The following is a 25,831-nucleotide window of genomic DNA, read 5'->3' on the forward strand; positions in this document are numbered from 1 at the left end:
CAGAACGCCGTTCAATGCTGCGCGGTCATCCACCATTCGGCCTCGGCCGCCTTTGGGCGACGGCGTGAACCCCGGAGTCAGCGGCTCCAGCGCCATCCCTAAATCGCTCCTGATTTTGCGCCTGGTCATACCACCAGGATATTACCTTCCAAATTCCATTTTGTAGCTTGTGTTAGCAGATGTTAGTTCGGACATTCTTTAACGATTTTTCGGTCCTCTAATTGATACTATGTTTCAGGGGAACTACAGGGGAAATATCCTCCCGTTTCATTTTTTCTGTTTATGAACCAGGTCTTCTATATGAAATCGAAAGCCGTTGCCTCACTCGTTGTCGTTTCGCTGCTCGGGTCATCAGTGGCTGCATTTGCGCAGCCGCATGGCCCTGATGGCCGCGCGCCCGCATACGGTCGCACTGATCAGTCGCCGCCGCGTGGCCCTGATGGCCGCGCGCCCGACTACGGTCGTGCTGATCAGTCGCCGCCCTCCATGGAAAGGGCCAATCGTCCGGCCGGCGCGATTCCGCATCGCGACTGGCACCGCGGCGACCGGTTGCCGATGGAATATCGCGACCGGAACTACACGGTCGACGATTGGCATCAACACGGTCTGTCGGCGCCGCCGCGTGGGTACCACTGGGTCGGTGTGAACGGTGACTACGTGCTTGCAGCGATCGCGACTGGCGTGATCACAAGCATTATTATGTCCGGCGCACGTTAAGCGATCACCCTTTGCCGTGCGTGGGCGATGTCTGCAACGCACGCTTGGCGGGAAATTCGCGGCCCGTCGTTCGGCGGGCTTTAGCCGTATGTCGCGCGCGACTGTCGCTGGCCGATAGCGTCTCTGACCAACCAATCGTGCGGGCCACGATGTTGTGTTCATGGCGGCCAGCTTACTTCATTGCCGCTACCGTCATCGGCTCACGCTTCATCGAGGATTTTTGTTAGCGGCTCTAAAGCACTCGCCTGCTGGGCAGCGACGTCTTCAGATTGCGCGGCGTTACTTACGCGCGACTGGCTTGCATCTGGAACGTGCCACTGCGCGGGATATACAGCTCGTTGCACGTGTGATGCAATATCGACTCCTGATCAATCTGGATTCGCTTCATCGAAAAACACTGAGGCCGGATTTCCTCAAGGAAATCCGGCCTCAGTGCGGGCCACTGCATCACGCAGTGGCCGCTGGGCACTCACCCGATCAGTAACGCGACTGCGGTGGCGGACGGTGGTCGTCGCCGTGCCAGTGCTGCGGACCCGGATCGTGCGGATGACGATGCATCCATTCGTCGTGTTCCCAGTAGCGGTGGCCGTCCCAGTAGCGGTTCTCGTGCCAGCCAGTCGACAGATGCTCGTCCACCGGGACCATGTGTGCCTGGCCGTATTGGGGTTGCGAATCGGCGCGCAGCATATACGGACCGGACTGTGCGAAGCTGCTCGTGGCGCCCATCAGTGCTCCACCAGCGATCAGTGCCGTAGCAAGCACGCGTGCAGGGGTCTTCCAGGTCTTCAAGTTCATATCGTTCCTCCTCTTCGATTGCGACGTCACGGCGTGACTTCGAAATGTGCGGTGCCGTAACCCACGGAAGTCAGCTTATCGGCGGGAAGGTCGGCAATACGTGAGGACTTGTAAGCGCAGATTTCAGCCGCTCGGAAATGCAAAAAAGGCCAACTTTGCAGCTGGCCCTTGATCTGAAAAGGATAAGCGGAAAAACCTGACAGTCTTCTTGCAGAAACGAGGATGTCAGATTGTCAACTTGCGTTACATAACCACTGCGGGTATCGCGGCGATCCGCCGATGGACCGCCGCGGAATGCACGCAGAAGAAGCGCTTACTTATTCTCCTTCGTCGCCGGCGCCGCACTCAGATCGATTGCGCTTTGCGAGCCCACCTGCGAGCGCAGTTCGAATTTCTGGATCTTGCCCGTCGCAGTGCGGGGCAGTTCGCCGAATTTCACCACGCGCGGCACCTTGTAGTGTGCGAGGAAGAGCCTGCAATGGGCGATGATTTCTTCCGCCGTAGCACTTGCGCCTGGGCGCAGCTCGACGAATGCACACGGAACTTCGCCCCATTTCGCATCGGGCATGGCCACCACGGCGGCCAGCGCGACAGCGGGATGCCGGTACAGCGTGTCCTCGACCTCGATGCTCGAAATGTTCTCGCCGCCCGAGATGATGATGTCCTTGCTGCGGTCGGTGATGCGCACATAGCCGTCGGGCGTCATTACGCCGAGGTCGCCCGTGTGGAACCAGCCGCCGCGCAGCGCTTCCTCGGTCGCGCGTTCGTTCTTCAGGTAACCCTTCATGCAGATGTTGCCGCGGAACATGATTTCGCCGAGCGTCTGGCCGTCGTTGGGCACAGGCTCCATCGTCGCGGGATTGCGCACGCTGACGCCACTCTGCAGGTGATAGCGCACGCCCTGGCGCGCGGCGAGACGGGCCTGCTCGTCGGCGTCGAGTGACTTCCAGCTTTCCTGTACCGCGCACACTGCCGCAGGTCCGTAGACCTCGGTCAGCCCGTAGACGTGCGTCAGCTCCACACCGATCGCCTTCATCTTCGCGATGACGGCAGGGGCGGGTGCCGCGCCCGCAACCATCGTGTGAACCTTGTGTGTGATGCCTTCACGATATTCGGCGGGTGCATCGGCTAGTGCACCCTGCACGATCGGCGCGCCGCAATAATGCGTGACGTGCTCGTTGCGGATCAGCTCGAACACGAACTTCGCGTCGAACTTGCGCAGGCACACGTTGACGCCGGCGCGCGCCGCGACGGTCCATGCGAAGCACCAGCCGTTGCAGTGAAAGAGCGGCAGCGTCCACAGATACACCGGATGCTTCGGCATATCCCATTCGAGGATGGCGCTCACCGCGTTCAGGTACGCGCCGCGATGGTGATAGACCACGCCCTTTGGATCGCCCGTCGTGCCCGACGTGTAGTTGAGCGCGATGGCGTCCCATTCGTTCTGCGGCGGCACCCACTCGTAAGCGGGGTCGCCCTGTTCGAGGAACGCCTCATAGTCGATCGAGCGCGGGAAGTGCTCGGGGTCGGCCTCTGCAATGTCGGCCACGGTGATGATCTTCAGCTCCGGAAATGCGATCGCCGCGCGCTGCGCGAGCGATGCGTATTCGGTGTCGACGATCAGCGCTTTCGCTTCGCCATGGCGCAGCATGAACAGCATGGTTGCGACGTCGAGCCGTGTGTTCAGTGCATTGAGCACCGCACCGGCCATCGGCACGCCGAAGTGCGCCTCGACCATCGCGGGAATATTGGGCAGGAGTGCCGCCACGGTGTCGCCGCGCCCGATTCCCGCGTTCACCAACGCGCTTGCCAACTGGCGCGTGCGCGCGTAAGTTTCCCGCCAGTTGCGGCGCACGTCGCCATGGACCATCGCGAGGCGGTCGCCATAGACTTCCGCGGCGCGCGCAATGAAGTCGATCGGGGTGAGCGGCACATAATTGGCTTCGCGTTGCGCGAGCCCTTCTTCGAACGGGTGCAACATGCGCTGTCTCCTGCCGGGCTCGAGGCCCAAAGCGTTTACAGTTTATGGGTATGATTCCCGTTAAGTTAGCAGGACGCGCAGGTGCGTGTCTGTCGCTCGCGCGACAGAGCGGCTCTGCCCAATGACCTTTCTCAAATTCCGCGCGATGACGCCGTCCATTACGCCCTCGGGCAGCGATGTGCCCCCCGATCTGGTTTCCCGCAAATGCGCGACCGGACGCATCGATGCGTCCGATCCGCAGGCGCTCGCCGCGCTGTTCGAGCGTTGCTCGTGGTTTCGCGCGCTCGAGCCCGCGCATCGCGTATGGGTGCTTGCCGACTCGCATGCGCAGTTCTATGAGGCGGGCGCGATCGTCGCCGCGCGTGATGTGAGCGCGGCGTACTGGCTCGGCGTGAGTTCAGGGCTCGTCAAGCTAGCGATTTTCAACGCGTCAGGACGCGGTTGCACCTTTTCGGGTGTTCCTCATGGCGGCTGGTTCGGTGAAGGCAGCGTGATCAAGCGCGAGCTGCGCAAATACGACGTGATCGCGCTGCAGCCTTCGCTGGTGATGGCCGTGCCTGCCGATACGTTCCATCGGCTCGTGGACAGCAGCCTGCCGTTCAACCGTTTCGTGATTCATCAGTTGAACAACCGCATGGGCGAGTTTATTGCGCTGATCCAGAACAGCCGGTTGCTGGACATCGACGCGCGCGTTGCGCAGTCGCTCGCGCAATTGTTCAATCCCGAGCTCTATCCTGAGACCGGACTTGCGCTCGAAATCTCGCAGGAAGAAATCGGCATGCTGGCGGGGGCGTCCAGGCAGCGGATCAATCAGGCGCTGCAGACGCTCGAGAAGGCGGGGCTGGTCGCGCTGTCGTACAACCGCGTCGATGTGCGCGATCTCGCGGGGTTGCGGGCGTTCGGGCGCGATCAGATCTGACGTCGTGCGCTCGTTGGCCCGAAGGCAAGCTGGGCGAGTGAGCGCGTCGCTATCGGCATTCGCCGGCCCCGCGTCGTTCCTTCGGTGAGCGTTAGTGATCGAGGGCGAGCCGCGCGCCGAGCGCGACGAGCACGCTGCCCATGACGGCATCCACCGGGCGGCGCAGCTTCTGGTAACCGCGCTGCACGCTCTGGGTCGAGAAGAGCAGGGCCATCGCGCTGAACCAGCAGATCGACACGGATGCGACGGTCACGACCGTCGCGCCGTGCACCCACATCGGCGCATGGGCGGGCAGCAACGTCACGAACAGACTGCCGAAGAACGCTGCGGCCTTCGGGTTAGTGAGGCCGACGAGCAGCCCACGGCGATACGAATGCGCGCTGCCCGTCGATTTTGCGGCATTGGGGGCGGCCACGGCGCCCGACGACTGGCGCAGGCTCATCAGCGTTTTCGTGCCGAGATACACCAGATAGACCGCGCCCGCGATGCGGATGCCTTCATAAAGCCAGGCAAGCTGCGCGAGGATCAGCCCGAGGCCGAACACGGCGAGCATCGCCCAGAGCGCATGCGATGTCGCGATGCCGGCGGCGGCCGCGAGACCTGCACGTCGCTTCGCGAACGCGTGCGAAGTGACGGCGAGCATATCGGGGCCGGGGCTCGCGCAGGCGAGCAGCATGACACCGGCGATGGCGGCAAGTTGGGGCAGGAAGCTCATGGCGGTCGATGTGCGGCGGCACGCGCCGGAAGGGACAAAGCGGAAAGGATACCGTGAAAGTGCGCTGGTTGCGGCTCACGTATCAGGCGACACGCCGGGTCGTTGCAGCGTGTCCCGCAGTCGCGTTGCCTTCGCGATCGAATAGCGCAACGGATTGAAGCGCTATTTCCACCTGCCGTTCCAGCAATATGCGGACTCGGCAGTTGCGCCGCAAAGGGGCGCACAGGTCATCAGAAGAAGGGGTGAAGCGGTTGTAGTGGCGAGCCGCCTGCCACGGCACAATTCGCGGCCACCCGCACGCGCTGGATCGTGCAGGTGGCCGCGCGCGGCGTCTCTACGGTGCGATTGTCTCGACTGTCCGCACGCCCAGTTACGCTTGCATCGGCAACTTGAAGCTTGTGATCGCGTCGCGCAGCACGGTCACCTGATCCTTGAGCGAGTGCGCGGCGGCGGCGGCCTCTTCAACGAGCGCCGCATTCTGCTGCGTCACCTTATCCATCTCGCCCACGGCGCGGTTCACCTGCTCGATGCCCGCGCTCTGCTCGCGCGAGGCGTTGCTGATTTCCTCAAGGATGCCGTGCACGCGCCGCACCGACTGCACGATCTCGGTCATCGTCGAGCCCGCGTCCGAGACGAGTTGCGCGCCTTCCGCGACGGTGCCGGTCGACTTCTCGATCAGGGCCTTGATCTCCTTGGCGGCCGTTGCCGAACGCTGCGCGAGGCTGCGCACTTCCGCGGCCACCACGGCGAAGCCGCGGCCCTGTTCGCCTGCGCGTGCCGCTTCGACGGCCGCGTTGAGCGCGAGGATGTTGGTCTGGAACGCGATGCCGTCGATCACGCCGATGATGTCGCCGATCTGGCGCGAGCTGGTGGTGATTTCACCCATCGTGCGAACCACGTTGTCGACCACGTCGCTGCCGCGCGTCGCGACATTCGCGGCCTGGCTCGCGAGTTCCGCCGCGTGTTGCGCGCTATCCGCGTTCTGGCGCACGTTGGTCGTCATCTGGTCCATGCTCGACGCGGTCTCGACGAGCGCCGCTGCCTGCTGCTCCGTGCGCTGCGAGAGGTCGGTGTTGCCCGCGGCGATTTCGTTCGCGCCGACGTTGATGTTCTCCGCGCCAGTGCGCACACGCGAGACGGTCTGCACGAGTTCCGCCTGCATCGTCGAGAGCGCGTGCATCAGGCTGTGCGAGCCGCCGCCCGTGACCTGCACACGCGACGTGAGGTCGCCCTGGGCGATGCGGTTCGCGGTATCGACGGCCACCTCGAGTTCGCCGCCGATGCTAGAACGCACGCTGCGCACGACAAACACCATGACGATCGTAGAGGCCGCGCCCAGCACGAAGGTGGCGGCGAGCCAGATTCCGAGGCTGGTGAAAAATGCCTCGCGCACGTCGTCCATGTACATGCCCGTGACGATGCACCAGTCCCACGGGGCGAAGCGACCGCTGTAGCCGGTCTTCGGCACGGGCTCACTGTGGCCGGGTTTCGCCCACAGATAATCGACGAAGTCGCCGCCGGGACGGTTGGCCGCTGCGGACAGCGCGGTGAACACGTGGGTGCCGGCGGGGTCGGTGAAGTTCGAGAGGTCCTTGCCGACCAGTTCGGGCTTGATTGGATGCATCAGCATCACCGACTGCGAATTGTTGATGCTGATATAGCCGTCGGAGCCGTAGCGGAAGGCGCCGATTACCGCGAGCGCCTGCGTTTTTGCGTCGGCCTCGGGCATCTTGTTCTGCTGCGAGAGCGTGTAATAGAAGTTGGCGACGCTCTCGGCTTCTTCTACGAGCGTCTTCAACTGCGCTTGACGCTCGCGAATCATCGACTGCCGGCTCTGAAACGCGCCGAACGCGACGATCAGCAGCAGCCCGATCCAGAGGATCGCGATCATCGAGCGGAGTTTTCTGTTGAGGGTCATCTTGTGCATGTTCGGTCGTGTTTTGTCTGATGCGGCACTTAGTGTTAACGGCGCGACCGGGAGCGCCCGCGACCCCAGGGTAAACCCTTTTTTGGCTCTAAATCGCAGGTTTTTGTCTATTGACAAATACGACGAGAAGTTTGCAAACAGCTGACGCAAAAGCGCAAACGTTGCAGTGTGCGATGTATTGTCGCGGTCAGCGACTCGCGCAGCGAGTGGGAATCGCTTCTACAACAATCCGGGCGTTGGACCCGGATTGACCGGTGGTGCTGAGCGGCCCGGAGCGACGCATCGGGAATGCGAATGCTCGAGGTCATGCGCGTTCGCGTCGCTCGTCGGGGGGAGGTGGGTATCGACTGCCTTCTGGGCAATTGCGAAGCCGGAGCCGGCGAAGAATCGGTGGAGCTTTGCAGTGCTACACGACTGACGGTCCGGAGACCGGGTGAAGGTCGTCGCGGGCTAGACGGGGTCTTTATTCGGCGGCCCTTCGGGACGCTGGGGTTCTTCGCCGTGATGGCCGTGGGTCGGCGGCGGAGTCAGCGGGTCGCGCTCGGGATCGCGCGTCGGGTCGGCGAGCGGATCGGGAAGCGGATTCGTATGCGAGCAGATCATCGCGGGTACCTCTTAATCTGGCGCGTCGACCGTGCAGGCGGGCAACGTCTTTATATAGCGTAGGCGATCGCCGCGCGTCGTGCGGAGTTTCGACTGCGCTGTCAATCAACGGCCACGATGCATCGATTGTCTTTTGTTTGGACGTAATCCTGGCTAACGCTCCTGCTGGCCAGGTTGATTGTTGCGATCAAGGCAACGCTGTTTGTTTGTCAAAGCCGTTTTACGATTTCGATACAACCCTTAGACTTCATACTTTCTTAAAAAAGGGATGCCACAGCGGCGTCCCGGCTTGTCCTGTTGGAGTTCGGTCATGGGTGCGGCGGTAATTGCGGTGGTTTTCGTAGCGGGTTTGATTGGCGGGCCGTCGATGTTCGGCCACGGAAATGCACACGCGGCGCCACAAGTACAGCAGCAAGAGATCGCGTCGGCACAGACTCCGGCGCAGAGCCCGGAGACGGACGCCGCGAACGCTCGTCCGTAAGTGGGCGCCACACGGCGTTTTACATGCCGTTCAGGTCGGCCGGTGTGTCGACATCGCGCAGGATGCCGGGGTCGTCGACGACGATGCGCGTGAGCGGGTGAGCCGACAGCAGCGCACGCGCGCCGGCATCGCCGTCGAGCGCGAGTAGCGCGTCGCGATGCTCGAGGCCGAATCCCACCGGGTGCCCGCGCTGTCCTTCATGGAACGGCGCCGCGAGCGAGGCACCTTCGTCGATTGCACGCGCCACGGCCTCGATGGTCGCGACGGCAATGCGCGGCATGTCGGCGAGCGCGACGATCCAGCTTTCCGATTCGTGCGCCGCACCGACGCCGACCGCCAGACTCGCGCCCATGCCTCTCGCCGTGTCGGCGGAAAACACCACGTCACAGCCCGCTTCGTTGAGCACGTGCGCGAGCGCGTCCGCGCCGGGACGCACGACGGCGATCACGTTCGGCACGACCAGGAGCAGCCGGTGCGCGGCTTCGTGAGCGACACACCTGCCGTTGGAAAGTGGGGCGAGGAGCTTGTTGCGCAGACCTTCGGGATCAAAGCGCGATCCGGTGCCGGCAGCGAGTAGCACGCCGGTGGCAAACGACGCATAGGCCATGGGGTGTACCGCGCGCGAAAGGGGGAACGCGTCGATTGTGCGGCGCAAGCGCGCCCGAGGCAAGCCCTGCGCACGCGGTTCGCCCACGCGGGACGGGCGTGGTCACTGCGTGACGTGCACTGCGGGTCATGCAGTCGTATTTGTTTGAGGCGCTACCTTGTCGAGTGTGATTGGCAGATCGCGCACTCGCACGCCCGTCGCGTGGTACACCGCATTTGCGATCGCCGCCGGCACGCCGGTGATGCCGATTTCACCGATTCCGCGCACACCCAGTGCATTGAAATGCGTATCGGGCGACCCGACGAACTGCACATCCAGCTCACCGATATCGGCATTCACCGGTACGTGATAATCAGCGAAGTTGCCGTTCATGACGCGCCCGAAGCGTCGATCGAATTCGCGCGACTGACTTGCGCCTGTCGTGAATCGGGCGCGTAGCCGGCAATAGCGACAGAAACGGATGATCGGGATGATCCGTGTGGTTTCAACGCTCAGACATGGAATCCGTGGATCGAGGGATTGTTCTTTTCTCGCAGGTGTCGGATATCGTTAGTTATCCAGATTAAATGCAGGATCTTCGGAACGTTCGCAAACTGGGTGCCGCTATCGGTCGCGGCGAGGCGGTACGCGTCGCCCAAATGCAAAAAAGGCCGGGAAGTTTAATTTCCCGGCCTTTTCCAGACGCATCCGTACAGCGGCTTTAGTCGATGCCGTGGAACACCGCATCATCCGGGCCGAGATAGACAGGCGGGCGCCACGCGGCGTCGCGCATCGAGTGCTGGACCAGCGTATCGACGCCCAGCAGCACCGCAAAGATCGCCATGCGCACCGGAATGCCGTTGTCGGTCTGGCGGAAGATCGCGAGGCGCGCGTCGTGGTTCAGGTCCGTCGAGAGATCGTTCGCGCCAGGGCGGCTGTCACGCGGCAGCGGGTGCATGATCAACGTGTCCTTGCCGCAGACCGTGTCGACGAGCGCCTGATTGATCTGGAAGTCGGGCGAGTAGCCTTCGAACGACTCGTCGGCGAAGCGCTCTTTCTGGATGCGCGTCGCGTACACGACGTCGGCGCCTTGCAGGCCGGACGTGAGGTCGTTCGTCTGCTCGACGACATGGCCGTTGCGCGAGATCCGGTCGACGATATAGGCGGGCATTTCGAGCGTCGGCGGCGAGATCAGCGTGAACTTGATGCCGCGATAGAGCGCGAGCAGCTTGACGAGCGAGTGCACCGTGCGGCCGTACTTGAGGTCGCCGACGAGCGCGATATGCGCGCCGTCGACGATCTTGCCGAGACGCGAGAACTCACGCTGGATGGTGTAGAGGTCGAGGAGCGCCTGGCTCGGGTGCTCGCCGGGACCGTCGCCGCCGTTGATCACGGGGATGTTCACGGCGCGCGCGAACTCGGCCACGGAGCCTTGATCCGGATGGCGGATCACCATGGCGTCGACGTAACCGGCCATCACGCGGCTCGTGTCGTAGATCGATTCGCCCTTCGCCATCGACGAAAACGTGAAGCCCGTTGTATCGCATACCGAACCGCCGAGCCGGCAGAACGCGGCGCCGAAGCTCACGCGCGTACGCGTGCTCGCTTCGAAGAACAGGTTGCCGAGCACGGCGCCTTCGAGCACGCGCGAGATCTTCCGGCGGCGCGCGATGGGCTGCATGATGTCGGCCACCCGGAAGAGCGCTTCGACGGAGTCGCGCGAGAACTGGTCGACCGAAAGGAGCTGCGGCTTGCCTTCGAACTGGATCTGAGTTCCGAGCGACTGGGTCTCTACGCTTTGCGTATAGCCTTCGCGCGGCTCGGTGTTGCCGACGATCTCCGAGACGAAGCGTTCGACGATTTCGGGCATGGCGCGCGATTCCTGCGACTCTTCCGGCAGGAGCCACGTGTCGAGCGCCCGGCGCGAGACGCCGATGCGGCTGGCAAACGCGTCGCGGGTCATGTTCAGACGCCGCATGGCGTCGCGGAGGAAGGCTTGCTGCGGAACGCTCATGCTGGCACCTATGAGTCGGGGTTGATGTACGCGGTGCGTATATTAGTCCGGCCGTAGGAGAAGTCAAGCGGTTTTCGTTCGGGGCAGAGTCTTGAGCGCGCGCGATGCGCTTCGACATCGCTCGATCGACCGCCCTGGTTATTGAGATGGGGGCTGGTAAACCGCCGTGATAATGGAAATCCCCGTTTTTCCTGGCTGGGCCTTACCCGGCGCCACCAAGTTGATCTCTGTTCTCTTTTCCTCCTCTCGCCCGGCGTGCCCATCGGCGCGCGCGGCCATGAACCGCGGGAGCCAGCCATGAAAATGCCCTGGTCGGCTTCCATCGATGATCTCGCGAAGACCGGTACGCGATTCGTCACACATCGGGCTGCGCGCCGCATCGCCATTGCTGCGTCGCTAGCGGTGGGCGCCGTCGCGCTGGCCGGCGGTATTGCGATCGGGCGTCACACGGGCGAGGCGCCGGTAGCCGACGTGGGCGCCGGCACACCGCTCCCGCGTCACTATGTCGTGGGTGAACTCGGGCGGCTGAACGCCTCGCTCGCATTGCTCGATCCGCGTATCGAACGGCTGACGGACCGGCTCGCGGCACTGCGCGAGTTCGATCAGCGTCTGCGGGCGTTGACGTCGCGCGGCGCTGGGACCGCGCCCGCGCGCTCCGCGAGCGGCAGCGAGGACGGCGAGGGTGGTCCGGAACTCCCGCCGCGGCATTGTTCCAGGTCGCCGTCGGCGAACGCGAACGAACACGAAGTGAAGGGCACGATCGACTGCATGACGGCGACGCTCTCGACGCTGGAACGTGAGGTCGCGGTGCACGAAGCGGCTTGGGATGCATTTCCAGGCCGGCAGCCGGTAACGACCGGCCGCCCCGGCTCGCCGTTCGGCAACCGGATCGATCCGTTCACGCATCGGCTCGCCTTTCACCCGGGTGTGGACCTCGTCGCATCGACCGGCACGCCGATCCTCGCCGCCGCAGGCGGTCGCGTGATCTACGCAGGGCCGAAGACCGGCTATGGCAACGCGGTCGAGATCGATCACGGCAACGGATTCATCACGCGCTATGGACACGCGTCGAAAATTGAGGCCCACGTTGGGCAGATCGTGCTTCCGCTCGAACACATCGCCGATGTGGGCTCGACGGGCCGTTCGACCGGGCCGCATCTTCACTTCGAGGTGATTGTCGGCGGGACGCAGGTCAATCCGTCCGACTACCTCGCGCTGTTCGCGGCGTTCCAGCATGGCTAAGCGGCGGCGCTTCGCGCGCGCCAGTCCGGACGCCACGCGCGCTTACACGCTACAGCCGGTGCGTTCGAAAGTTGCGCGGTTGAGCATGGCGCTCGCCTGGACCATTGCCGCTTCGGCTTCGGGCGCGGCCGTGGCGGTCTGGGCACTCGCGCCGAAGGCCCAGGCGCATTGCCCGGAAAGTTCGCCAGACGCGTTGCACGCGGAACTGGCCGATGCCCAGCTCAAGCTGGAGCAGGAGCGCGCGGCGCGGGCCGCGCTGCAGAAATCGGCGGATTCGGCGCAGGCGGCAGTCGCGAGACTCGAGGCCGACCTGGTCTTCCTGCGCAGCCAGCGCGGCGGCACGCGATAGCGCGAAGCGCACGGCGGACGTTCGACGAGACAAATGTAATCAATAACACGGTGGCATCCATGTTCGGCAAGAAAAACATTCAGGCAGGCATCCAGCAGACCAAACTCGCGACGCTGATCGCGCAGGACGTACGCATCACCGGCGATGTCGAGTTTGCCGACGGACTGCGGCTCGACGGGCAGATTCGCGGCAACGTCACGGGCAAGCCGGGCGCGAAGACGCTGCTCGTGCTGAGCGAGTCCAGTGCCGTCGAAGGCAACGTGCATGGATACGATATCGTTGCGAACGGGCGGATCGTCGGCGACGTGATCGCTGAACATTTCGTCGAACTGAAAGCGAATGCGCACGTTACCGGCAACATCCGCTATGCGCAGCTGCAGATGGAATGCGGTGCGGTGGTGGAAGGCCGGCTGACCAAACTCGAAGGCGGCACCGCGCCCGACCTGTTGCTTGCCGCGCCGGAACCGGCAGCGGACGACGCGTCGCCCGCGTGACACCATACATGCCTACTCGTTCACGGTTACACTAAGCGCCATGTCACGCCATCAATCCTGCCGATCCGTTTCGAACGCCGTCGCTTCTTTTGCGATGCCGGTTTTCGTGCGCGGGTCGTCGCCGGTCAGCGTGAAATCCAAAGCCAAAAAACAGCCGCTCATCTGACCGGAGCAAGCTGTTCCGTCGGATGTGCGACGGAACAGCTAGTCGACGGCACCTGCCTCCCGCTTTTTCCCCGACTCGTTTTTCTCGTGCGCACCGCTGGACGGATCTTCCATTCGGTCGAATTCAAGGGAAATTCATGTCTCTCTTTTCAGGTATCTGGATTCCGCTCGTTACGCCATTCAACGCGGGCGAGGTTGATCACGCAGCGCTCGATGCGCTTGTGCGCCACTACGCACGCGCAGGCGTTGCCGGATTAGTCGCTCTCGGCACCACAGGCGAGCCCGACGCGCTCGACGACCGTGAGCGGGACGCGGTGCTCGCGACAGTGCTCGCTGCCGCGGACGGCCTGCCCGTGGTAGTGGGTGTGAGCGGCAACCATACGGCGTCGGTCTGCGAACGCGTGGCCGTGCTCAGCGCGTTGCCGGTCGCGGGCGTGCTGGTGAGCGCGCCTTATTACATCAGGCCGTCTCAGGCGGGCGTCATCGGCCATTTCGCTGCAATCGCCGACGCGAGCCAAAAGCCCGTGATCCTCTACGACATCCCCGCGCGCACCGGCGTGCGCCTCGAATTGCCGACGCACCTCGAACTCGCGGGACACGAGCGGATCGTAGCGGTGAAGGATTGCGGCGGCTCGCTCGACAAGACACTGTCGCTGCTCCTGGACGGACGCCTCGAAGTGCTATGTGGTGAGGATATCGAAATATTCGGCTTGCTGTGCGCGGGCGGAAGTGGGGCGATTGCGGCGTCGGCGCATCTGTTTCCTGAGCGCTTTGTCGCGATGGAGCGTCTGCTGCGCGAGGGGCCTCTCGCCGATGCGCGCGCGATATGGCATGCGTTGGTGCCGTGGGTGCGCGCCGCATTCGCGGAGCCGAATCCGGCGCCGGTGAAGGCTGCGCTCGCGCAGCACGGGCTCATTCGCAACGAACTGCGCTCGCCGCTGACGCGCGTGAGCAGGGAATTAGAGGTGGTCCTCGGAAAGCTGGCGGCGTGAGGGAGGCGCGCGCGAGCGCGACTTCAACGGCGTGCCGCGCGTGTCCCGGTGGAGGCACTCGTGCGGCTGCGGCGGGCGCGGCCGCGGCCGGCTTCGGGTTCGCCGGGCTCGCCGTTGAGCATGATCCGGCGACCGGGCACGTGGGACGCGACGAGCCGGGCGATGTCGAGTGCCGTGCTTTCTGCGGGCACGACCTGGCGGCGCGCGCCGTCGTCGAGCGGCGTCGTCCATTCCACCAGCAGATACTGGCGGCCCCACGGATTCTGGTGCGGCGTAAAGACGCGACAGCTTGCGACGTTTGATTGCGCACTGTCGTCCAGCAGGCTTTGCAGATGCATCAGTACGTCGTCTTCAACCATGCTGCGGCTCCTTGACTCGTCTTCGCTCGTTGCGCGGCACCGCCAGAGTGGCACGCGGCATCGTACAAAAAAAAGCCGCCGATGCTCTGGCGGCCCAACAGGGGTAATCGTATGGTTGCAGCGAATAATTAAAAGAACCTTAAGAGCTCGAAAGCCGAATGGATATCGCGCGCGCGAGGAAGACGGCGAGCGAGCGCTTCACGCGGACCGGTACGGTCCGCGTGAAGCGCATTCACTGCAGGAGAAACTGGGTATCAGTGCCGGTTGGAATTACCGCCACGCAGCGTCGCCCTGACTTTGCGTTCGGCGAAGAGCAGGAGATAGTCGTGGATGCGCGCGTCGGCGCGGTAGCTGTCGAGCGTATCGGCGTACATTCGCGCGACAGTTTCCTCGGGGGTGTTGGTCTCGACGGCAATGGTATGCACGATTTGTGCAACATCGGCGTGACGCATGAGGGGTCTCCGGTCGGCGGGGTTAGCAACGTTTCGAGACGGGCAGACAGGGTTTGAATTACAGAACAGACTTCCCGCGGATGCCAATTGAATCGGCCTATGGGAAACCGTGCGAAAGCGTGGTGTTTTCGTTTGACCTGCAACGCGTCAGTTGCGGGCTCGATCACCCGGACATTTTTGCAGAGGTGCGCCGTGTTCATACGAAAAGGCCGTGAGCGGCAATGGCCGATGCCATCGCCGCTCACGGCCCCGAGGTGCAACGCGCGCGAGTGGTTTCTGCCTGCTTACGCGACGTTTTCGAGCGCCGGATAGTCGGTGTAGCCCACTTCGCCGCGCGCGTAGTAAGTCGACGGGTTCGGCTGATTCAGCGCCGCGTTCAGGGCGAAGCGCCGCGGCAGATCCGGGTTCGCGATGAAGAGCTGGCCCCACGCCACGGCGTCGGCTTCACCGGACGCGAGCAGCGACTGTGCCGATTCGAGCGTCAACTTCTCGTTCACGATGAACGGGCCACCGAATTCAGCCTTCAGTTGCGGGGCGAGACGGTTATCGCCGAGCGACTCCCGCGCGAAGATGAACGCGATCTTGCGCTTGCCGAGTTCGCGCGCGACGTAGCCGAAGGTTGCCGCCGGGTTGGAGTCACCCATGGTGTGCGCGTCGCCGCGCGGTGCGAGATGCACGCCCACACGGTCGGCGCCCCAGACGTCGATGCACGCATCGGTGATTTCCAGCAGCAGGCGCGCGCGGTTTTCGATCGTGCCGCCATACGCGTCTGTGCGATGGTTCGTACTGTCCTGGAGGAACTGGTCGATCAGATAGCCGTTCGCAGCGTGCACTTCGACGCCGTCGAAGCCCGCAGCCTTCGCGTTGACGGCGCCCTGGCGGAACGCGGCGACGATGCCCGGAATTTCATTGGTCTCGAGCGCGCGCGGGGTGACGTAGGCGCGCTGCGGACGCACGTGGCTCACATGGCCTTGCGGTGCGATGGCGCTTGGCGCGACAGGCAATTCGCCGTCGAGGAAGATCGGGTCGGACACGCGGCCCACATGCCACAATTGCAGGAAAATGCGGCCGCCCGCGGCGTGCACCGCTTCGGTCACGAGCTTCCAGCCTTCGACCTGTTCCTGCGACCAGATGCCCGGCGTTTCGGCGTATCCGACGCCCTGCGGCGTCACCGAGGTCGCCTCGCTGAGGATGAGACCCGCAGAGGCGCGCTCGGCATAGTATTTCGCCATCAGCGCGTTGGGCACGCGTGCATCGCCTGCGCGCTGGCGCGTGAGCGGTGCCATGATGACGCGGTTGGGCAGCGTGAGATCGCCAATCTTGACGGGGTCAAATAGTGTTGCCATGTGTTCACCTTTTGCGGGGACGCCCGCGGCCTTGAAACTGTCGATTCGATTAAAGGACGAGACGAGCCGTTACAACTGCGCGTTCATGTGGGCAAGAAATGCCTCAATGACCGGTTCGTTGCGCTTGAAGAAAGCCCACTGGCCGACGCGCTTCGTGCTCACGAGGCCGGCTTTCTGGAGCGCGGCGAGATGAGCGGAAACGGTCGATTGCGACAGCCCGCAGCGCGCGTCGATTTTGCCGGCGCACACGCCCTGATCCAGCGGGAAGTCCTGATCGGGGAAATAGACCTCGGGATCGCGCAGCCACGCGAGAATCTCGCGCCGCACCGGGTTGGCGAGCGCCTTGTGGATGGCATCGATGTCGATTTCGACGGGATCGGAAGTGGGTATCTTCATACGGATAGCATCGTGTCTTGGCGAAGTATATATCGCACTTTTACGATATGGGCGATGACACTGATTTCAATAGGGGTGAAAAGTCAGCCGCAAAATAACGTTCGCTTACCTTGAGTGACTGTGCACCATGAACCGCTTCCTCATTCTTGTTGGCGCGCTGTGCCTGCTTGGCGGCCTCGGATGGCGCTGGCTCGCGCGTATCCCTTTCGGCCGGCTGCCCGGCGACATTCATATCGTTCGTGGCGGGATCAACCTCCACTTCCCGATCGTCACGTGCATTGCGATTTCGGTCGCGGTGTCGGCGCTGTTGTGGCGCTTGCGGCGCTGAGTGCGGCTATGTGGCGGTCGACATTCGCAGAAGAAACCGCTGTGGCCATTTCAGTCCGGGATAAACGGCGAACGCGCGAAAGCGTCGAAGCCCCGGCGAGGTAAGCCAGGTTGCGTGTGTCGATTTTCCTTCGGCATAGAAATCGGGGTGCTTAGTGATCGTCGCTCAGGAAGTCAGTCCTGGCTTGCCCGAATCGCGCACACTCAGTTCTGCAAGTCCCGCTTCGCGAAACGCATGCACGTCGATCACTTTTGCATCGAGCTCGATGGATGAGTAGAGCCACGGAAGCGGTGCTGCTATTTCGTGTGTCCTCAGGCGTGGCATATTCAGCGTCCCACGCTTTCTCTCTTCAATTTGCAGGTCCTTCGGTATAGATCGCACGTGCAATACGCCTGTGTTCGAATCCGCCTGAATCTGACCGATCACGCACAAGGCAGACCGACGGTCAGGCCGAATTTGCAGATGCTCTTCGTTGCGCTTTTGAGTCCTGGCGCCATCGCTTCCTGACTGCTGCAATGTACGGCGTATTCGCATCCGTGCAATGCGAATGACGACGCGCACATGTACGGTATGGAAGCCGGAGTGAGGCCGGATGAAGTCTTCACGAAGAATTTAAATTTTCGATGCAGCCGGGCCACGTAACATTTCGGAGTGGCGTCAAATCACAAGCGCGCAGCGCCTGGTTGCGTTCTGTTGTGTTTGCTTCGCGACTTGATTCGTGGAAACCCGGATATGCCAACATCCCGTTCAGCGCGTGAATTCAAAGCACGCCAAAATACGCTTTCCACCAACAGTGGCGACGTTGAATGATGGATTACGTTCACCCGAAACTGCGATCGAGCTGCGGACATTTTTGTCTTGAGTCGGTCGCGCTAGCAGAAAAGACATCAATTCATTGCAGTTTTTTTGCACGTATGTCGGCTTTGACGCCATAATCTCGGGAAATCACCGGCGTCGATCATTCGTGCCGTACTGAACGTCGGTTTTGGTGGGGTATTTAGATAGGCGTTCGCCTGGTTGTGCAATTCTGACAGTGGGAGGAATAAATGGTTACATTGGATTCGATCAAGGTAAAGATAGCAAAACTAGAAAAGCAGGCTTTGGCGATCGCCGAGAAGCAGTCTGCGGTCGGGCTCGAAAAAATCCGTGGATTGATGCACAAACACGGACTGAGCGTTGCTGATATTGAAAGTTTTGTCGGGAAAAAGCGTGGCCGGAAGCCGTCGGCGAAAACTGCAAATGGCGCTGCGAAATCCGCGCGAGGCGCAACAAAGTCAGTTGCACCCAAGTATGTCGATCCGAAATCGGGCGCGACGTGGAGCGGTCGTGGCAGGGCGCCGGCGTGGATCAAGGATGTAAAGGATCGCTCGCGATTCCTTATCGACGGTAGCGCAGGCCAAAAGGCAGGCGGTACGAAAGCCGCGGCGGCGAAAAAGGCTCCCGCGAAACGCGCAGCAGTAAAGAAGGTTGGCCGTAAGGCGGTGGTCGCCAAGAAGGCATCGGCTCAGGGCCGCGCGGCGGCACGCAAGAAGGCGGCGCCTGCGAGGAAAAGTGCGACTGGCCGTAAAGTTGCCGCGAGAAAAGGTGCAAGCGCTGCGGTGAATGCAGCGGCGCCTGCGGCAGAATCCTGATAAGCGAGTCGATTTCGACCGGCGAGACGCCCTGGTGGCTGGAATCAGAGCGTCTGCCGCGACGACTGTGTTAAGCCGCTTCGGGCCGAACGTGAGAAGTCGTTAATTGAGTTTCTGGACGCTCGCATCGATCGAGTCGCGAGCGTCCATTCCCTGCCGTTCACGTCATCCTCAAGGCATTCACGCGGGTCATGCGTGAGTACGCCCTCGCGTTCAAGCGCATCATTCGACGATGTCGCGCGCGGTATCCCCGCAGAACGTCTCATGCAATTCACGCATTTTGCTTCTGCAGATTCTTGTGTGAGCCGATCGCCGGAAAGTCGGCAGTCGAGAATGATGCTTCGTTCTGGACCTGTTGCACGTCTCTCCAATCCGCGCAGAACCACCAGGTTCAGGCTCCAGGCAATAAATTCATTGCGAACGCGCGGGCGGTAACGCCCGTCGGCAAATCGTTATCGTCGATTCCGCGGCTATTCGGTGTGTCGGTTGCCGACCACGCCGGTTGATGAGGATGTCGCTTTAACCGTCCAATACGGGAAGAACCCTGCGCCAATCCGATAAGTCGCTTACTGAACCAGGCCGACGGAAGGTTCCCCCGCGTTGCGCGTCTTCAGGGGCGTCTTTGCGGATCGGTCAAGAATCCGAGCTGTGTGATACCAGCTTCGTGCGCCCGAGCCATCACGTCCGCGACGCGCTCATAGCGCACGTTTCGGTCCGCGTGCAGGCGAAGTTCGGGCTGCGGCTTCGCGGCCGCTGCGGCGAGCAGCTTGGTGGCAAGCGCGTCCTCGGCGATGTGCTCGCCGTTCCAGAGCAGCGACCCGTCGGCGGCGACGCCCACATCCACGTGTTGCGCGGCCGTCGACACGGGCTGGCTCGCAACGTGCGGCAGATCGATTTTCAGCGCGTGCTGCATCGCGGGTATCGTCACCATGAACACGATCAGTAACACGAGCATGACGTCGACGAGCGGCGTCATGTTGATTTCGTTCATCAGGGTGTCGTCGCCTGCGTCGTCACCGAAAGGACCGGTCATTGCCATTCGACTGCTCCTTCACTCGTGGTGCCGTTGTGCTGGCCGAGCGTTACGACCGGGCTGCGCGAGGCCGGCTGCGCCCCCGCCACCAGGTACGCGTGAAGATCATGCGCAAAGCGATTGAGCTTGCGTACCAAAGCCCGGTTTGTCCGCGTGAGCGCGTTATATCCGAGCACGGCGGGGATCGCAACGAAAAGGCCGAACGCGGTCATGATCAGCGATTCGCCGACGGGGCCGGCCACGTGGTCGAGCGAGGCCTGTCCGCTTTCGCCGATCGTGATGAGCGCGTGATAGATACCCCAGACGGTACCGAAGAGGCCGACGAATGGTGCGGTGCTGCCGATCGAAGCGAGCATCGCGAGGCCGCCTTGCATGTGCGCGATGCACTCATCCAGGGTGTCTTTCAGGCAGCGTGTGATCCACTCTGAGACACCGATACGCTCGCTTAGCTGGGCGTGCGTATCGCGATGATGGGCTGCCGCTTCCCGGCCGGAGAGCGCCAGGGCAAGCAATGGATTTTGCTCGGGCGATTTCTTCACCTCGATGAGACCCTGCACGCCGGCCTCGAATGAGCCCGCTTGCCAGAATGGCGCGGCGGCGCGATCGACGAGGTGCGTGAGTTGCGCGATTCGCCACAGCTTGACGACGATCACCACCCACGAGAGTACCGACATGGCGAACAGCACAACGAGGATGGCGCGCGTGATCGTGTCGCCCTGTTCCCAGACGTTTGCAAGACCGTAATGTTGCATAACGCGTTCTCCATGACCGCACGCGCGGCCGGTTCGATCAATCATCCAGTCAGTTAGCGAGCCCGAATACGAACGGCTGCTCGAACACCACTCGCACCGGCACGCCCGCGTCGCGCGAGGGGCGGCACGTGCCGCTTCGCAGCGCATCGAGCGCAGCGTTATCGAGGCGCGTGTACCCGCTGCTTCGCACGATCTGGGCACTTTCGATGCGACCGTCCACGTCGACGACGAAACGTACGACCGCCGTGCCCGCCTCGCCGCGTCTTTGCGCGGCTTCAGGGTAATCGGGTTGCGCGATGCTGCAATCGACGTGCGAGACGGGCTTCGGCGCACGCATCGCCTGCGGCGGTGCGGTGGGCTCGGGTGTCGACGGCGCAGCGGATGGTGCAGCGGTTGTCGGCGTACCGGCGAGCGGGGGCGAAGGAGGCGTTGGCGCGACTGCCTCTTCGTGACGCGCGAGCGTGCCCGGCCGTTGCGCGGGTTGTGGCGGCATGGCGATTTTCTTGTTTGTTTCGGGTATTGCACGCGGCTGAGGCGGTGTGTGCGCTGGCGTCGGCACCGCGGCGCGCGGCGGCACCGTAACCGCAGGCGGGCTTGGCATGCTCAGCAGACGCGCGACGATCGTACGCGGCATTTCGCGCGGCTCGACGCGCGCCGGCCCCTCGCGTATCAGCCACAACGCGAGCGCTGCGTGCAGTGCGAGTACCGAGGCGAGCGCTACGGCGACTTCGCGCATGGCGCGAATCCGTCCATCGTGTCGAGCGTGTTCAGCGGTGGCCATCGCTTGCATCGCGAACGTTGAGGCGGCGCGCGCCGCCTGGAATCGATCCGTTACCCGGCGATTTTCCTCCGCGCGGCCCCGCCTTGCACGCCCGGAGGCCCTGGCCGCGCGTATCCGCGATGTTTTTCCAGTTACCGTGCATTCTGAGGCAGCTTCGCGATGGGCGCGATCGTGTTGCGCCGGGCGACTGGCGTGACGCTGGCGGTGCGGGAACGCCGTGTTCCGCCAGCCCGCACGTTCTCAACCGGGCGTCAGTTCCACGCATAGCGCAGTCCGACCCACGCACCTCGCGGCGCTCCCACGCCGACGAACTGTTCGTTCACGGGATTCGCCGCGTCAAACGTGTGGCCCGGCCCGTTGAAGAAATTTTCGCCGAGTACGCCGAAGCTCGCGTACTGCTTGTCGAGCAGGTTGGTTACTGTCGCGAAGATCAGCAGTTGCTTCGTCACGTTCCAGGTTGCGTCGAGGTCGATCAGAAAGTAGCTGCCGATCGTGCCGTTCACGTCCTGATTGTTCTCGTCGCCGCGCGCGAAGATGCTGCCGCGCCACGTGAGATTCGCGCCGAAATTGACCCGCGAAACCGGCGTGTAATCGAGCCGCACTTTCACCGTGTTCGCGGGAATGCCAGGAATGCGGTCGCCAGGACGCACGACGATATTGCCGTTCGCGTCGGCGCTCGAGTTGCTCGGGCTGCTCGACACGAAGGTCGATTGATAGGTCGCGTCGACGTAGCTGTAGTTCGCGCCGATGCCGACCGGACCGAATTTCGTGTGCGTGCCGACCTCGAAGCCCTGGCGGCGCGTTTTGCCGACGTTCTGGAAGAAGCCCTGACTGCTCGCACCGGCGCTGATGAACTGGATGTCGTCGGAGAGCGTGGTGCGCCACGCAGCCGCGTTCCAGGTCGTCGCTTGGCCGATTTGGCCGCGCGCGCCAATTTCGAACGTCTTCGCGATCACAGGCTTGAGATCCGGATCAGCGAGAAAGTCGTTCGGCAGCGAGCAGGGTGCGTTCGGGTCGGCACAGGCGAGCTCGATTACGGTCGGTGAGCGCATACCCTCGTTGTAGCTCGCGTAGGCCGTAAAAGCAGACGTGGGGTTCCAGTTCAAGCCCACGGCCGGATTGAATCGCGAGAACGTGTGACGTCCGTCGAGTGCCGGCTGCAGGCCTGTTTCGTCGCCGATGTCGGCGCGCGCCCAATCGTAGCGACCCGAGACCGTCGCGGATAACTGCTGAGTGAGCGAGAGCGTATCGCTGAAATAAAGCCCGTAATTTGCGCTGTGTGTTTTGGCGTCGGTCTGGAGCTGGAAGTCGCCGACGCCCACCGTCGCGCGCGTCGCCGTAAAGAAGGCGTCCTGCTGCGATTGAAGGAATCGCGAATTCGCGAGGTCCGCGCTTGCGCCGAGCACGAACTGGTTCTTCATGCCGAGCAGCTTCCCGAGCAGCGTTAGCTGCAGACTCGCGCCGTAGCTGTCAGTCGTGATGTCCGATTGCGCGTTGGAACCGGGAAACGAAGCAGGGTTGGCAGGATCGAAATCGCTGTTGGTATTGCTGCTGATATTCGTGTTGTCGTAATGGCGGTAATACATATTGCCGCTAAGCTCGACGTTGTCGCTGAAGTAGTGGTCGCCCGAAAGCGTCACCCAGGCGACGCTGTTCTTGTTCTGATCCGGGAACGTGTAGGCTTGCCGCGGGTTGTCGAGGAACGAGCGGGGGATCGTCTGCGAACCCTGCAGGTCGTTGTCCGCACCGCCCGAGGAGAGCGAGAGTGTTGTATCGGCGTCGGTGTAGCGCAACTTTCCGAAGCCCTGGCGCACCCTGCTCGAGTTGTGGTCGGCCCAGCCGTCGTCGTTGGCAACGTTGCCGGTGACGTAGTAATCGAGGTTCGAACCGATCGTGCCGCCCTGTTCGAGCTGCGCGGTCTTGCGCCCCCATGAACCGCCGCTCACCTCGGCGTTACCGCCGGGGTGGTCGCGACCGTTCCTGGTCGTGATCGCGAGCGCACCGCCGAGTGTATTGAGGCCGTAGGTCGGGTTCGAGCCTGGAATCAGCTGGATCGTGTCGATGGCCTGCTGCGGAATCAGGTCCCAGTTGACCACGTCGCCGAAGGGCTCATTCACGCGCACGCCGTCGAGAAAAACCGAAAGCCCCTGCGGCGTGCCGAGCAGCGGGGAAGCCGTGAAGCCGCGATAGTTTACGTCGGTCTGGTAGGGATTCCCCTGGGCCTCGTTGATATCGACGCTCAGCAGGTTCTTCTCGAAGTAGTCGCTAAGCGTGGGGCGGTGCTGCTGCGCGATGTCGCTGGCGCGTACGGTTTGCACGTTCGCCGGAACCTGCGTGAGCGGCGTGCCGATACCGAGAAGCGGCGTTGTGCCGATCACGACGATAGGAGCGAGCTGCGTGGCCGGGCTGGAGGCGGGCACGGTGGCCATGTCCGCAGGCGGCGCAGACTGCGCAGTCTGCGCGCGGACGGCGAGCGGCATGCCCGCGATCGCGGAGCCGAAGCATAGGGCGAGGCCGGCGCAATGTCTGACGCGCGGCGAGGGACGAGAGGTTCCGGCGATATGCATTGTTCTTTTGTGCCTGGCGTGCTCGGGAGCAAGTTCTTGTCGGCGTGACCCGCAGATGCGATGGGTCGCCGGAGCTTTGCACAGACACTGCGGGTTGTCTCCTGGAGGATTTACTGAAGCGGGCGGAACCGCACGTGAAGTGCATGCTGAATTGCTCAATTGCGCCCGTCATGTTGCGGGAAGGAACATCGATCTTTTCGGCTTACACGGAGCTTGCTCGCGATTACCGGCAAGCAACGTCTGATCAAGAGAAGCCGTGTATTCGTCTGTTTGATAGCTTCTGCATTTATCCGGAAGCGTGAACAGGCGAAAACCCGGAAGTTACGGCCTCTGGTTCAAGCGCTGGTTGGGACGCATTGGGACGGCTGGGGATGTCGAAACGTTAATAAACTAAGGCTGCGGTTGCCGCGCCCCAGTATGTCTCATTGAGGCGACTTCAATGTTGACAGTTTTAATGAAGTTGCCCTAGCCTTGCACTGAAATTAAACGGCTGTGCGTGGCGGGATTTAGGCATGATAAACCGGAACATTGATTTTAGATTCGTATTCCTTAATTAATGATTCGTCAAATCCGCAACGCGATCCGGCGTGCCACGCAACACTGTATGCACCTCGGTGCAACGAATAACCGGCGCCCGTGTGTGTTTTTGGGGCGGGCTACGTGCGCGATGGCAGCCACACGGAATTCTTTGTGTTCGCGACGCCAGCTGGCACGACACTCACGAGGAATCCGCTCGTCGCCCAATCGCAGGTCACGACCTGTGTCGGCGTGATGCACAGCATTTGAGTCGGGGCTGGTCAGATGGTCTGAAATTGTCGACTGCTTTTGCCGACGCTGCGGCGCGGAGAATTTTAGAGCCGTAACGATAACCACAACCAAAAACGGAAAAGATCACCGATGATCGGCAAATGGCAGCACAGATGGCGCTGTTTACGACGGGTGCGCGTTTTTGTCGCGCTGGGGACGTTACTCGTTGTGACGCCGTGCGCCTGGGCGCAGGCTTCGGTGACGCTCTACGGCGTTATCGACACAAGCGTTGAGATCACGAATCCGGGTGGCGGGTGGGTGACGCGAATGGATTCGGGCGCGTATCGCGGATCGCGATTCGGCATGCGGGGAAGCGAACCGATCGGGGATGGAACGAGCATTCTGTTTGCGCTCGAGAACGGCTTTAGCTCGGCCAATGGCACGTTAGCGACAGCGGGTACGCTGTTCAACCGTCAAGCCTGGATCGGTGCGGGCGGTCCATGGGGCGAGGTGCGCGTGGGGCAGCAATACTCGCCGATCTATATCCCGTTTAAAGGCGAGATCGATGCATTTGGCGCTGGGACGATTGCGTCGGGGCTGAACAATTTTTCGAAGATCACGCCATATGTTAGCAACGCGATTACGTATCTGTTGCCTCATATTGCGGGATTTGATGCGACTGTAATGATGGCGCTGCGTGCACCGGGCGACAACAATGGCAATGGACTTGCGGGTAACTTCGAGACCGTTTCGTATCGGTACGGGCCGCTGCGGATCGCGTACGCGCATCAGCAGACACACGGGAGCGGCGCGCTACGCGCGAACATGGGTGGCGTGACGTATGAAATCGAAAAAACAACGTTGTTTGCAGACTGGTTCAATGGGGCAGGGAGTGGCGCATCCGCACTTCACAACGACGGGATTGCCGTATCGTTGCGCTACGCATTCACGGTGCGGTTAAACGCTTCGCTTGGCTACGCGTATGTGCGCGATCTTTCGGGGAAAGATAACGATGCCGACCAGTTTAGCGCGATGTGCGAGTACAACTTCTCGAAGACCTTGCTGTTCTACGCGAGCGCGGGTTGGCTGCGCAACCGTAACGACGCGACGTTCACGCTGCGCGGCGTGAATGTGATTGGTCTGCCGCCGACCTGGCCTGGCGCGCCGGTGCGTGGTGTGCAGCTCGGCATGATCGATCGTTTCTAGGCTGTGGCGTTGGACCGCTCGCAATAGTGACAGGCGTCGGTGGCAGGGTACGCAAATTGTGCCTTTGATAAGCAACGCTACATCGCCTGGCCATTCTTGTAATTCAACTAGGTGATCCCTATGCTTTTCCACAGGGATCTGGTTCCTCGCCTGTTCAATCCCGATGTTTGTCGTGAATCTCCACGACTAGTCTCCACCAGTCATTGAACGACTCCGCCAGGCGGGGCTCTTTCTTCAGACGGCCACTTTTTTC

25 protein-coding genes and 1 pseudogene are annotated in these 25,831 nt (G+C 62.4%); 9 read left to right on the plus strand and 17 right to left on the minus strand.

All coding sequences use genetic code 11. The features are described 5' to 3' along the window. Positions 1-300 precede the first annotated feature (300 nt). On the plus strand, positions 301-717 hold the full coding sequence (locus D1Y85_RS23815) for an RcnB family protein (protein WP_124153534.1): 417 nt from the start codon (positions 301-303) through the stop codon (positions 715-717). Positions 718-1,194: 477 nt separating this feature from the next. On the opposite strand, the gene D1Y85_RS23820 is transcribed toward D1Y85_RS23815, so the two are convergent. After that, entirely contained in the window at positions 1,195-1,512 is a 318-nt protein-coding gene (locus D1Y85_RS23820; protein WP_124153535.1) for a hypothetical protein, read from the minus strand. Between the two features lie 313 nt (positions 1,513-1,825). Further along, positions 1,826-3,493: an acyl-CoA synthetase gene (locus D1Y85_RS23825; protein WP_124153536.1), complete on the minus strand. Its 1,668-nt coding sequence runs from the start codon at positions 3,491-3,493 to the stop codon at positions 1,826-1,828. 121 nt (positions 3,494-3,614) lie between these two features. Between D1Y85_RS23825 and D1Y85_RS23830 the strand changes: the two genes are divergently transcribed. Beyond that, a complete protein-coding gene (locus D1Y85_RS23830) occupies positions 3,615-4,412 on the plus strand; it encodes a Crp/Fnr family transcriptional regulator (protein ID WP_185219112.1) in 798 nt (265 codons plus the stop codon). Positions 4,413-4,503: 91 nt separating this feature from the next. Here the strand turns inward: D1Y85_RS23830 and D1Y85_RS23835 are convergent, their stop codons facing one another. The 6 genes and pseudogenes from D1Y85_RS23835 to D1Y85_RS23855 all read right to left on the minus strand — a co-directional run bounded on the left by D1Y85_RS23835 (position 4,504) and on the right by D1Y85_RS23855 (position 10,738). Continuing rightward, positions 4,504-5,127, minus strand: a complete 624-nt coding sequence (locus D1Y85_RS23835) for a LysE family transporter (RefSeq protein WP_124153537.1) — start codon at positions 5,125-5,127, stop codon at positions 4,504-4,506. 370 nt (positions 5,128-5,497) lie between these two features. Beyond that, positions 5,498-7,045 (minus strand): methyl-accepting chemotaxis protein, encoded by a 1,548-nt coding sequence (locus tag D1Y85_RS23840; protein WP_124153581.1) that lies wholly within the window; start codon positions 7,043-7,045, stop codon positions 5,498-5,500. Between the two features lie 459 nt (positions 7,046-7,504). Next, positions 7,505-7,657 carry a hypothetical protein gene (locus D1Y85_RS27255; RefSeq protein ID WP_185219113.1) on the minus strand — a complete coding sequence of 51 codons (153 nt, stop codon included), beginning with the start codon at positions 7,655-7,657 and terminating at the stop codon, positions 7,505-7,507. Positions 7,658-8,157: 500 nt separating this feature from the next. Further along, the gene (locus D1Y85_RS23845; RefSeq protein ID WP_124153538.1) at positions 8,158-8,745 is read right to left on the minus strand and encodes a nucleotidyltransferase family protein; all 588 of its coding nucleotides are present in this window, start codon (positions 8,743-8,745) and stop codon (positions 8,158-8,160) included. Between the two features lie 126 nt (positions 8,746-8,871). Further along, a pseudogene (locus D1Y85_RS23850) lies at positions 8,872-9,138 on the minus strand (xanthine dehydrogenase family protein molybdopterin-binding subunit); the annotation flags it as partial. A gap of 307 nt (positions 9,139-9,445) precedes the next feature. Then, positions 9,446-10,738 carry an aspartate carbamoyltransferase gene (locus D1Y85_RS23855; protein ID WP_124153539.1) on the minus strand — a complete coding sequence of 431 codons (1,293 nt, stop codon included), beginning with the start codon at positions 10,736-10,738 and terminating at the stop codon, positions 9,446-9,448. Between the two features lie 297 nt (positions 10,739-11,035). Between D1Y85_RS23855 and D1Y85_RS23860 the strand changes: the two genes are divergently transcribed. From D1Y85_RS23860 to dapA, 4 genes are all read left to right on the plus strand, one after another. After that, positions 11,036-11,980: a M23 family metallopeptidase gene (locus tag D1Y85_RS23860; RefSeq protein WP_246025036.1), complete on the plus strand. Its 945-nt coding sequence runs from the start codon at positions 11,036-11,038 to the stop codon at positions 11,978-11,980. Further along, positions 11,973-12,329 carry a hypothetical protein gene (locus D1Y85_RS23865; protein ID WP_124153540.1) on the plus strand — a complete coding sequence of 119 codons (357 nt, stop codon included), beginning with the start codon at positions 11,973-11,975 and terminating at the stop codon, positions 12,327-12,329. The genes D1Y85_RS23860 and D1Y85_RS23865 overlap by 8 nt, the downstream gene beginning before the upstream one ends. A 59-nt stretch (positions 12,330-12,388) precedes the next feature. Then, a complete protein-coding gene (locus tag D1Y85_RS23870; RefSeq protein WP_124153541.1) occupies positions 12,389-12,823 on the plus strand; it encodes a bactofilin family protein in 435 nt (144 codons plus the stop codon). Between the two features lie 302 nt (positions 12,824-13,125). Next, on the plus strand, positions 13,126-13,980 hold the full coding sequence (gene dapA / locus D1Y85_RS23875; protein ID WP_124153542.1) for a 4-hydroxy-tetrahydrodipicolinate synthase: 855 nt from the start codon (positions 13,126-13,128) through the stop codon (positions 13,978-13,980). Between the two features lie 23 nt (positions 13,981-14,003). Here the strand turns inward: dapA and D1Y85_RS23880 are convergent, their stop codons facing one another. From D1Y85_RS23880 to D1Y85_RS23895, 4 genes are all read right to left on the minus strand, one after another. Then, complete coding sequence (locus D1Y85_RS23880) at positions 14,004-14,339, minus strand: DUF2866 domain-containing protein (protein WP_124153543.1); 336 nt, start codon at positions 14,337-14,339, stop codon at positions 14,004-14,006. A 254-nt stretch (positions 14,340-14,593) separates the two neighbouring features. Beyond that, positions 14,594-14,791, minus strand: coding sequence for a DUF3562 domain-containing protein (locus tag D1Y85_RS23885; RefSeq protein ID WP_124153544.1), 198 nt, complete (start codon positions 14,789-14,791; stop codon positions 14,594-14,596). Positions 14,792-15,075: 284 nt separating this feature from the next. Beyond that, positions 15,076-16,137, minus strand: coding sequence for an alkene reductase (locus D1Y85_RS23890; protein WP_124153545.1), 1,062 nt, complete (start codon positions 16,135-16,137; stop codon positions 15,076-15,078). A 69-nt stretch (positions 16,138-16,206) separates the two neighbouring features. Beyond that, on the minus strand, positions 16,207-16,533 hold the full coding sequence (locus tag D1Y85_RS23895) for an ArsR/SmtB family transcription factor (protein WP_124153546.1): 327 nt from the start codon (positions 16,531-16,533) through the stop codon (positions 16,207-16,209). A 127-nt stretch (positions 16,534-16,660) separates the two neighbouring features. Here D1Y85_RS23895 and D1Y85_RS23900 point away from each other — a divergent pair, with 127 nt between their 5' ends. Then, complete coding sequence (locus tag D1Y85_RS23900) at positions 16,661-16,861, plus strand: DUF2905 domain-containing protein (RefSeq protein ID WP_124153547.1); 201 nt, start codon at positions 16,661-16,663, stop codon at positions 16,859-16,861. A 165-nt stretch (positions 16,862-17,026) separates the two neighbouring features. On the opposite strand, the gene D1Y85_RS23905 is transcribed toward D1Y85_RS23900, so the two are convergent. Further along, positions 17,027-17,395, minus strand: coding sequence for a hypothetical protein (locus tag D1Y85_RS23905; RefSeq protein WP_124153548.1), 369 nt, complete (start codon positions 17,393-17,395; stop codon positions 17,027-17,029). Between the two features lie 512 nt (positions 17,396-17,907). Here D1Y85_RS23905 and D1Y85_RS23910 point away from each other — a divergent pair. Further along, on the plus strand, positions 17,908-18,492 hold the full coding sequence (locus tag D1Y85_RS23910) for an H-NS histone family protein (protein WP_124153549.1): 585 nt from the start codon (positions 17,908-17,910) through the stop codon (positions 18,490-18,492). Between the two features lie 610 nt (positions 18,493-19,102). Here the strand turns inward: D1Y85_RS23910 and D1Y85_RS23915 are convergent. The 4 genes from D1Y85_RS23915 to D1Y85_RS23930 all read right to left on the minus strand — a co-directional run bounded on the left by D1Y85_RS23915 (position 19,103) and on the right by D1Y85_RS23930 (position 23,625). Next, positions 19,103-19,531 carry an ExbD/TolR family protein gene (locus tag D1Y85_RS23915; protein WP_124153550.1) on the minus strand — a complete coding sequence of 143 codons (429 nt, stop codon included), beginning with the start codon at positions 19,529-19,531 and terminating at the stop codon, positions 19,103-19,105. After that, entirely contained in the window at positions 19,522-20,277 is a 756-nt protein-coding gene (locus D1Y85_RS23920) for a MotA/TolQ/ExbB proton channel family protein (RefSeq protein WP_124153551.1), read from the minus strand. Before D1Y85_RS23920 ends, D1Y85_RS23915 begins: the two co-directional genes overlap by 10 nt. 49 nt (positions 20,278-20,326) lie before the next feature. After that, a complete protein-coding gene (locus tag D1Y85_RS23925) occupies positions 20,327-21,013 on the minus strand; it encodes an energy transducer TonB (RefSeq protein ID WP_185219114.1) in 687 nt (228 codons plus the stop codon). 296 nt (positions 21,014-21,309) lie between these two features. Further along, the gene (locus D1Y85_RS23930) at positions 21,310-23,625 is read right to left on the minus strand and encodes a TonB-dependent receptor (RefSeq protein WP_124153553.1); all 2,316 of its coding nucleotides are present in this window, start codon (positions 23,623-23,625) and stop codon (positions 21,310-21,312) included. Positions 23,626-24,522: 897 nt separating this feature from the next. Here D1Y85_RS23930 and D1Y85_RS23935 point away from each other — a divergent pair. Continuing rightward, on the plus strand, positions 24,523-25,578 hold the full coding sequence (locus tag D1Y85_RS23935) for a porin (RefSeq protein WP_124153554.1): 1,056 nt from the start codon (positions 24,523-24,525) through the stop codon (positions 25,576-25,578). Positions 25,579-25,831 lie beyond the last annotated feature (253 nt).

It is taken from the genome of Paraburkholderia dinghuensis (assembly GCF_003837865.1).
Lineage (GTDB): Bacteria > Pseudomonadota > Gammaproteobacteria > Burkholderiales > Burkholderiaceae > Paraburkholderia > Paraburkholderia dinghuensis.

Coding starts and splice junctions, on each gene's coding strand:
- D1Y85_RS23900 (WP_124153547.1), top strand. CDS start 16,661: ATGAACCGCTTCCTCATTCTTGTTGGCGCGCTGTGCCTGCTTGGCGGC.
- D1Y85_RS23865 (WP_124153540.1), top strand. CDS start 11,973: ATGGCTAAGCGGCGGCGCTTCGCGCGCGCCAGTCCGGACGCCACGCGC.
- D1Y85_RS23860 (WP_246025036.1), top strand. CDS start 11,036: ATGAAAATGCCCTGGTCGGCTTCCATCGATGATCTCGCGAAGACCGGT.
- D1Y85_RS23890 (WP_124153545.1), bottom strand. CDS start 16,137: ATGGCAACACTATTTGACCCCGTCAAGATTGGCGATCTCACGCTGCCC.
- D1Y85_RS23855 (WP_124153539.1), bottom strand. CDS start 10,738: ATGAGCGTTCCGCAGCAAGCCTTCCTCCGCGACGCCATGCGGCGTCTG.
- D1Y85_RS23930 (WP_124153553.1), bottom strand. CDS start 23,625: ATGCATATCGCCGGAACCTCTCGTCCCTCGCCGCGCGTCAGACATTGC.
- D1Y85_RS23825 (WP_124153536.1), bottom strand. CDS start 3,493: ATGTTGCACCCGTTCGAAGAAGGGCTCGCGCAACGCGAAGCCAATTAT.
- D1Y85_RS27255 (WP_185219113.1), bottom strand. CDS start 7,657: ATGATCTGCTCGCATACGAATCCGCTTCCCGATCCGCTCGCCGACCCG.
- D1Y85_RS23935 (WP_124153554.1), top strand. CDS start 24,523: ATGATCGGCAAATGGCAGCACAGATGGCGCTGTTTACGACGGGTGCGC.
- D1Y85_RS23895 (WP_124153546.1), bottom strand. CDS start 16,533: ATGAAGATACCCACTTCCGATCCCGTCGAAATCGACATCGATGCCATC.
- D1Y85_RS23815 (WP_124153534.1), top strand. CDS start 301: ATGAAATCGAAAGCCGTTGCCTCACTCGTTGTCGTTTCGCTGCTCGGG.
- D1Y85_RS23880 (WP_124153543.1), bottom strand. CDS start 14,339: ATGGTTGAAGACGACGTACTGATGCATCTGCAAAGCCTGCTGGACGAC.
- D1Y85_RS23885 (WP_124153544.1), bottom strand. CDS start 14,791: ATGCGTCACGCCGATGTTGCACAAATCGTGCATACCATTGCCGTCGAG.
- dapA (WP_124153542.1), top strand. CDS start 13,126: ATGTCTCTCTTTTCAGGTATCTGGATTCCGCTCGTTACGCCATTCAAC.
- D1Y85_RS23920 (WP_124153551.1), bottom strand. CDS start 20,277: ATGCAACATTACGGTCTTGCAAACGTCTGGGAACAGGGCGACACGATC.
- D1Y85_RS23905 (WP_124153548.1), bottom strand. CDS start 17,395: ATGCGAATACGCCGTACATTGCAGCAGTCAGGAAGCGATGGCGCCAGG.
- D1Y85_RS23830 (WP_185219112.1), top strand. CDS start 3,615: ATGACCTTTCTCAAATTCCGCGCGATGACGCCGTCCATTACGCCCTCG.
- D1Y85_RS23910 (WP_124153549.1), top strand. CDS start 17,908: ATGGTTACATTGGATTCGATCAAGGTAAAGATAGCAAAACTAGAAAAG.
- D1Y85_RS23915 (WP_124153550.1), bottom strand. CDS start 19,531: ATGGCAATGACCGGTCCTTTCGGTGACGACGCAGGCGACGACACCCTG.
- D1Y85_RS23835 (WP_124153537.1), bottom strand. CDS start 5,127: ATGAGCTTCCTGCCCCAACTTGCCGCCATCGCCGGTGTCATGCTGCTC.
- D1Y85_RS23845 (WP_124153538.1), bottom strand. CDS start 8,745: ATGGCCTATGCGTCGTTTGCCACCGGCGTGCTACTCGCTGCCGGCACC.
- D1Y85_RS23820 (WP_124153535.1), bottom strand. CDS start 1,512: ATGAACTTGAAGACCTGGAAGACCCCTGCACGCGTGCTTGCTACGGCA.
- D1Y85_RS23840 (WP_124153581.1), bottom strand. CDS start 7,045: ATGACCCTCAACAGAAAACTCCGCTCGATGATCGCGATCCTCTGGATC.
- D1Y85_RS23925 (WP_185219114.1), bottom strand. CDS start 21,013: ATGCGCGAAGTCGCCGTAGCGCTCGCCTCGGTACTCGCACTGCACGCA.
- D1Y85_RS23870 (WP_124153541.1), top strand. CDS start 12,389: ATGTTCGGCAAGAAAAACATTCAGGCAGGCATCCAGCAGACCAAACTC.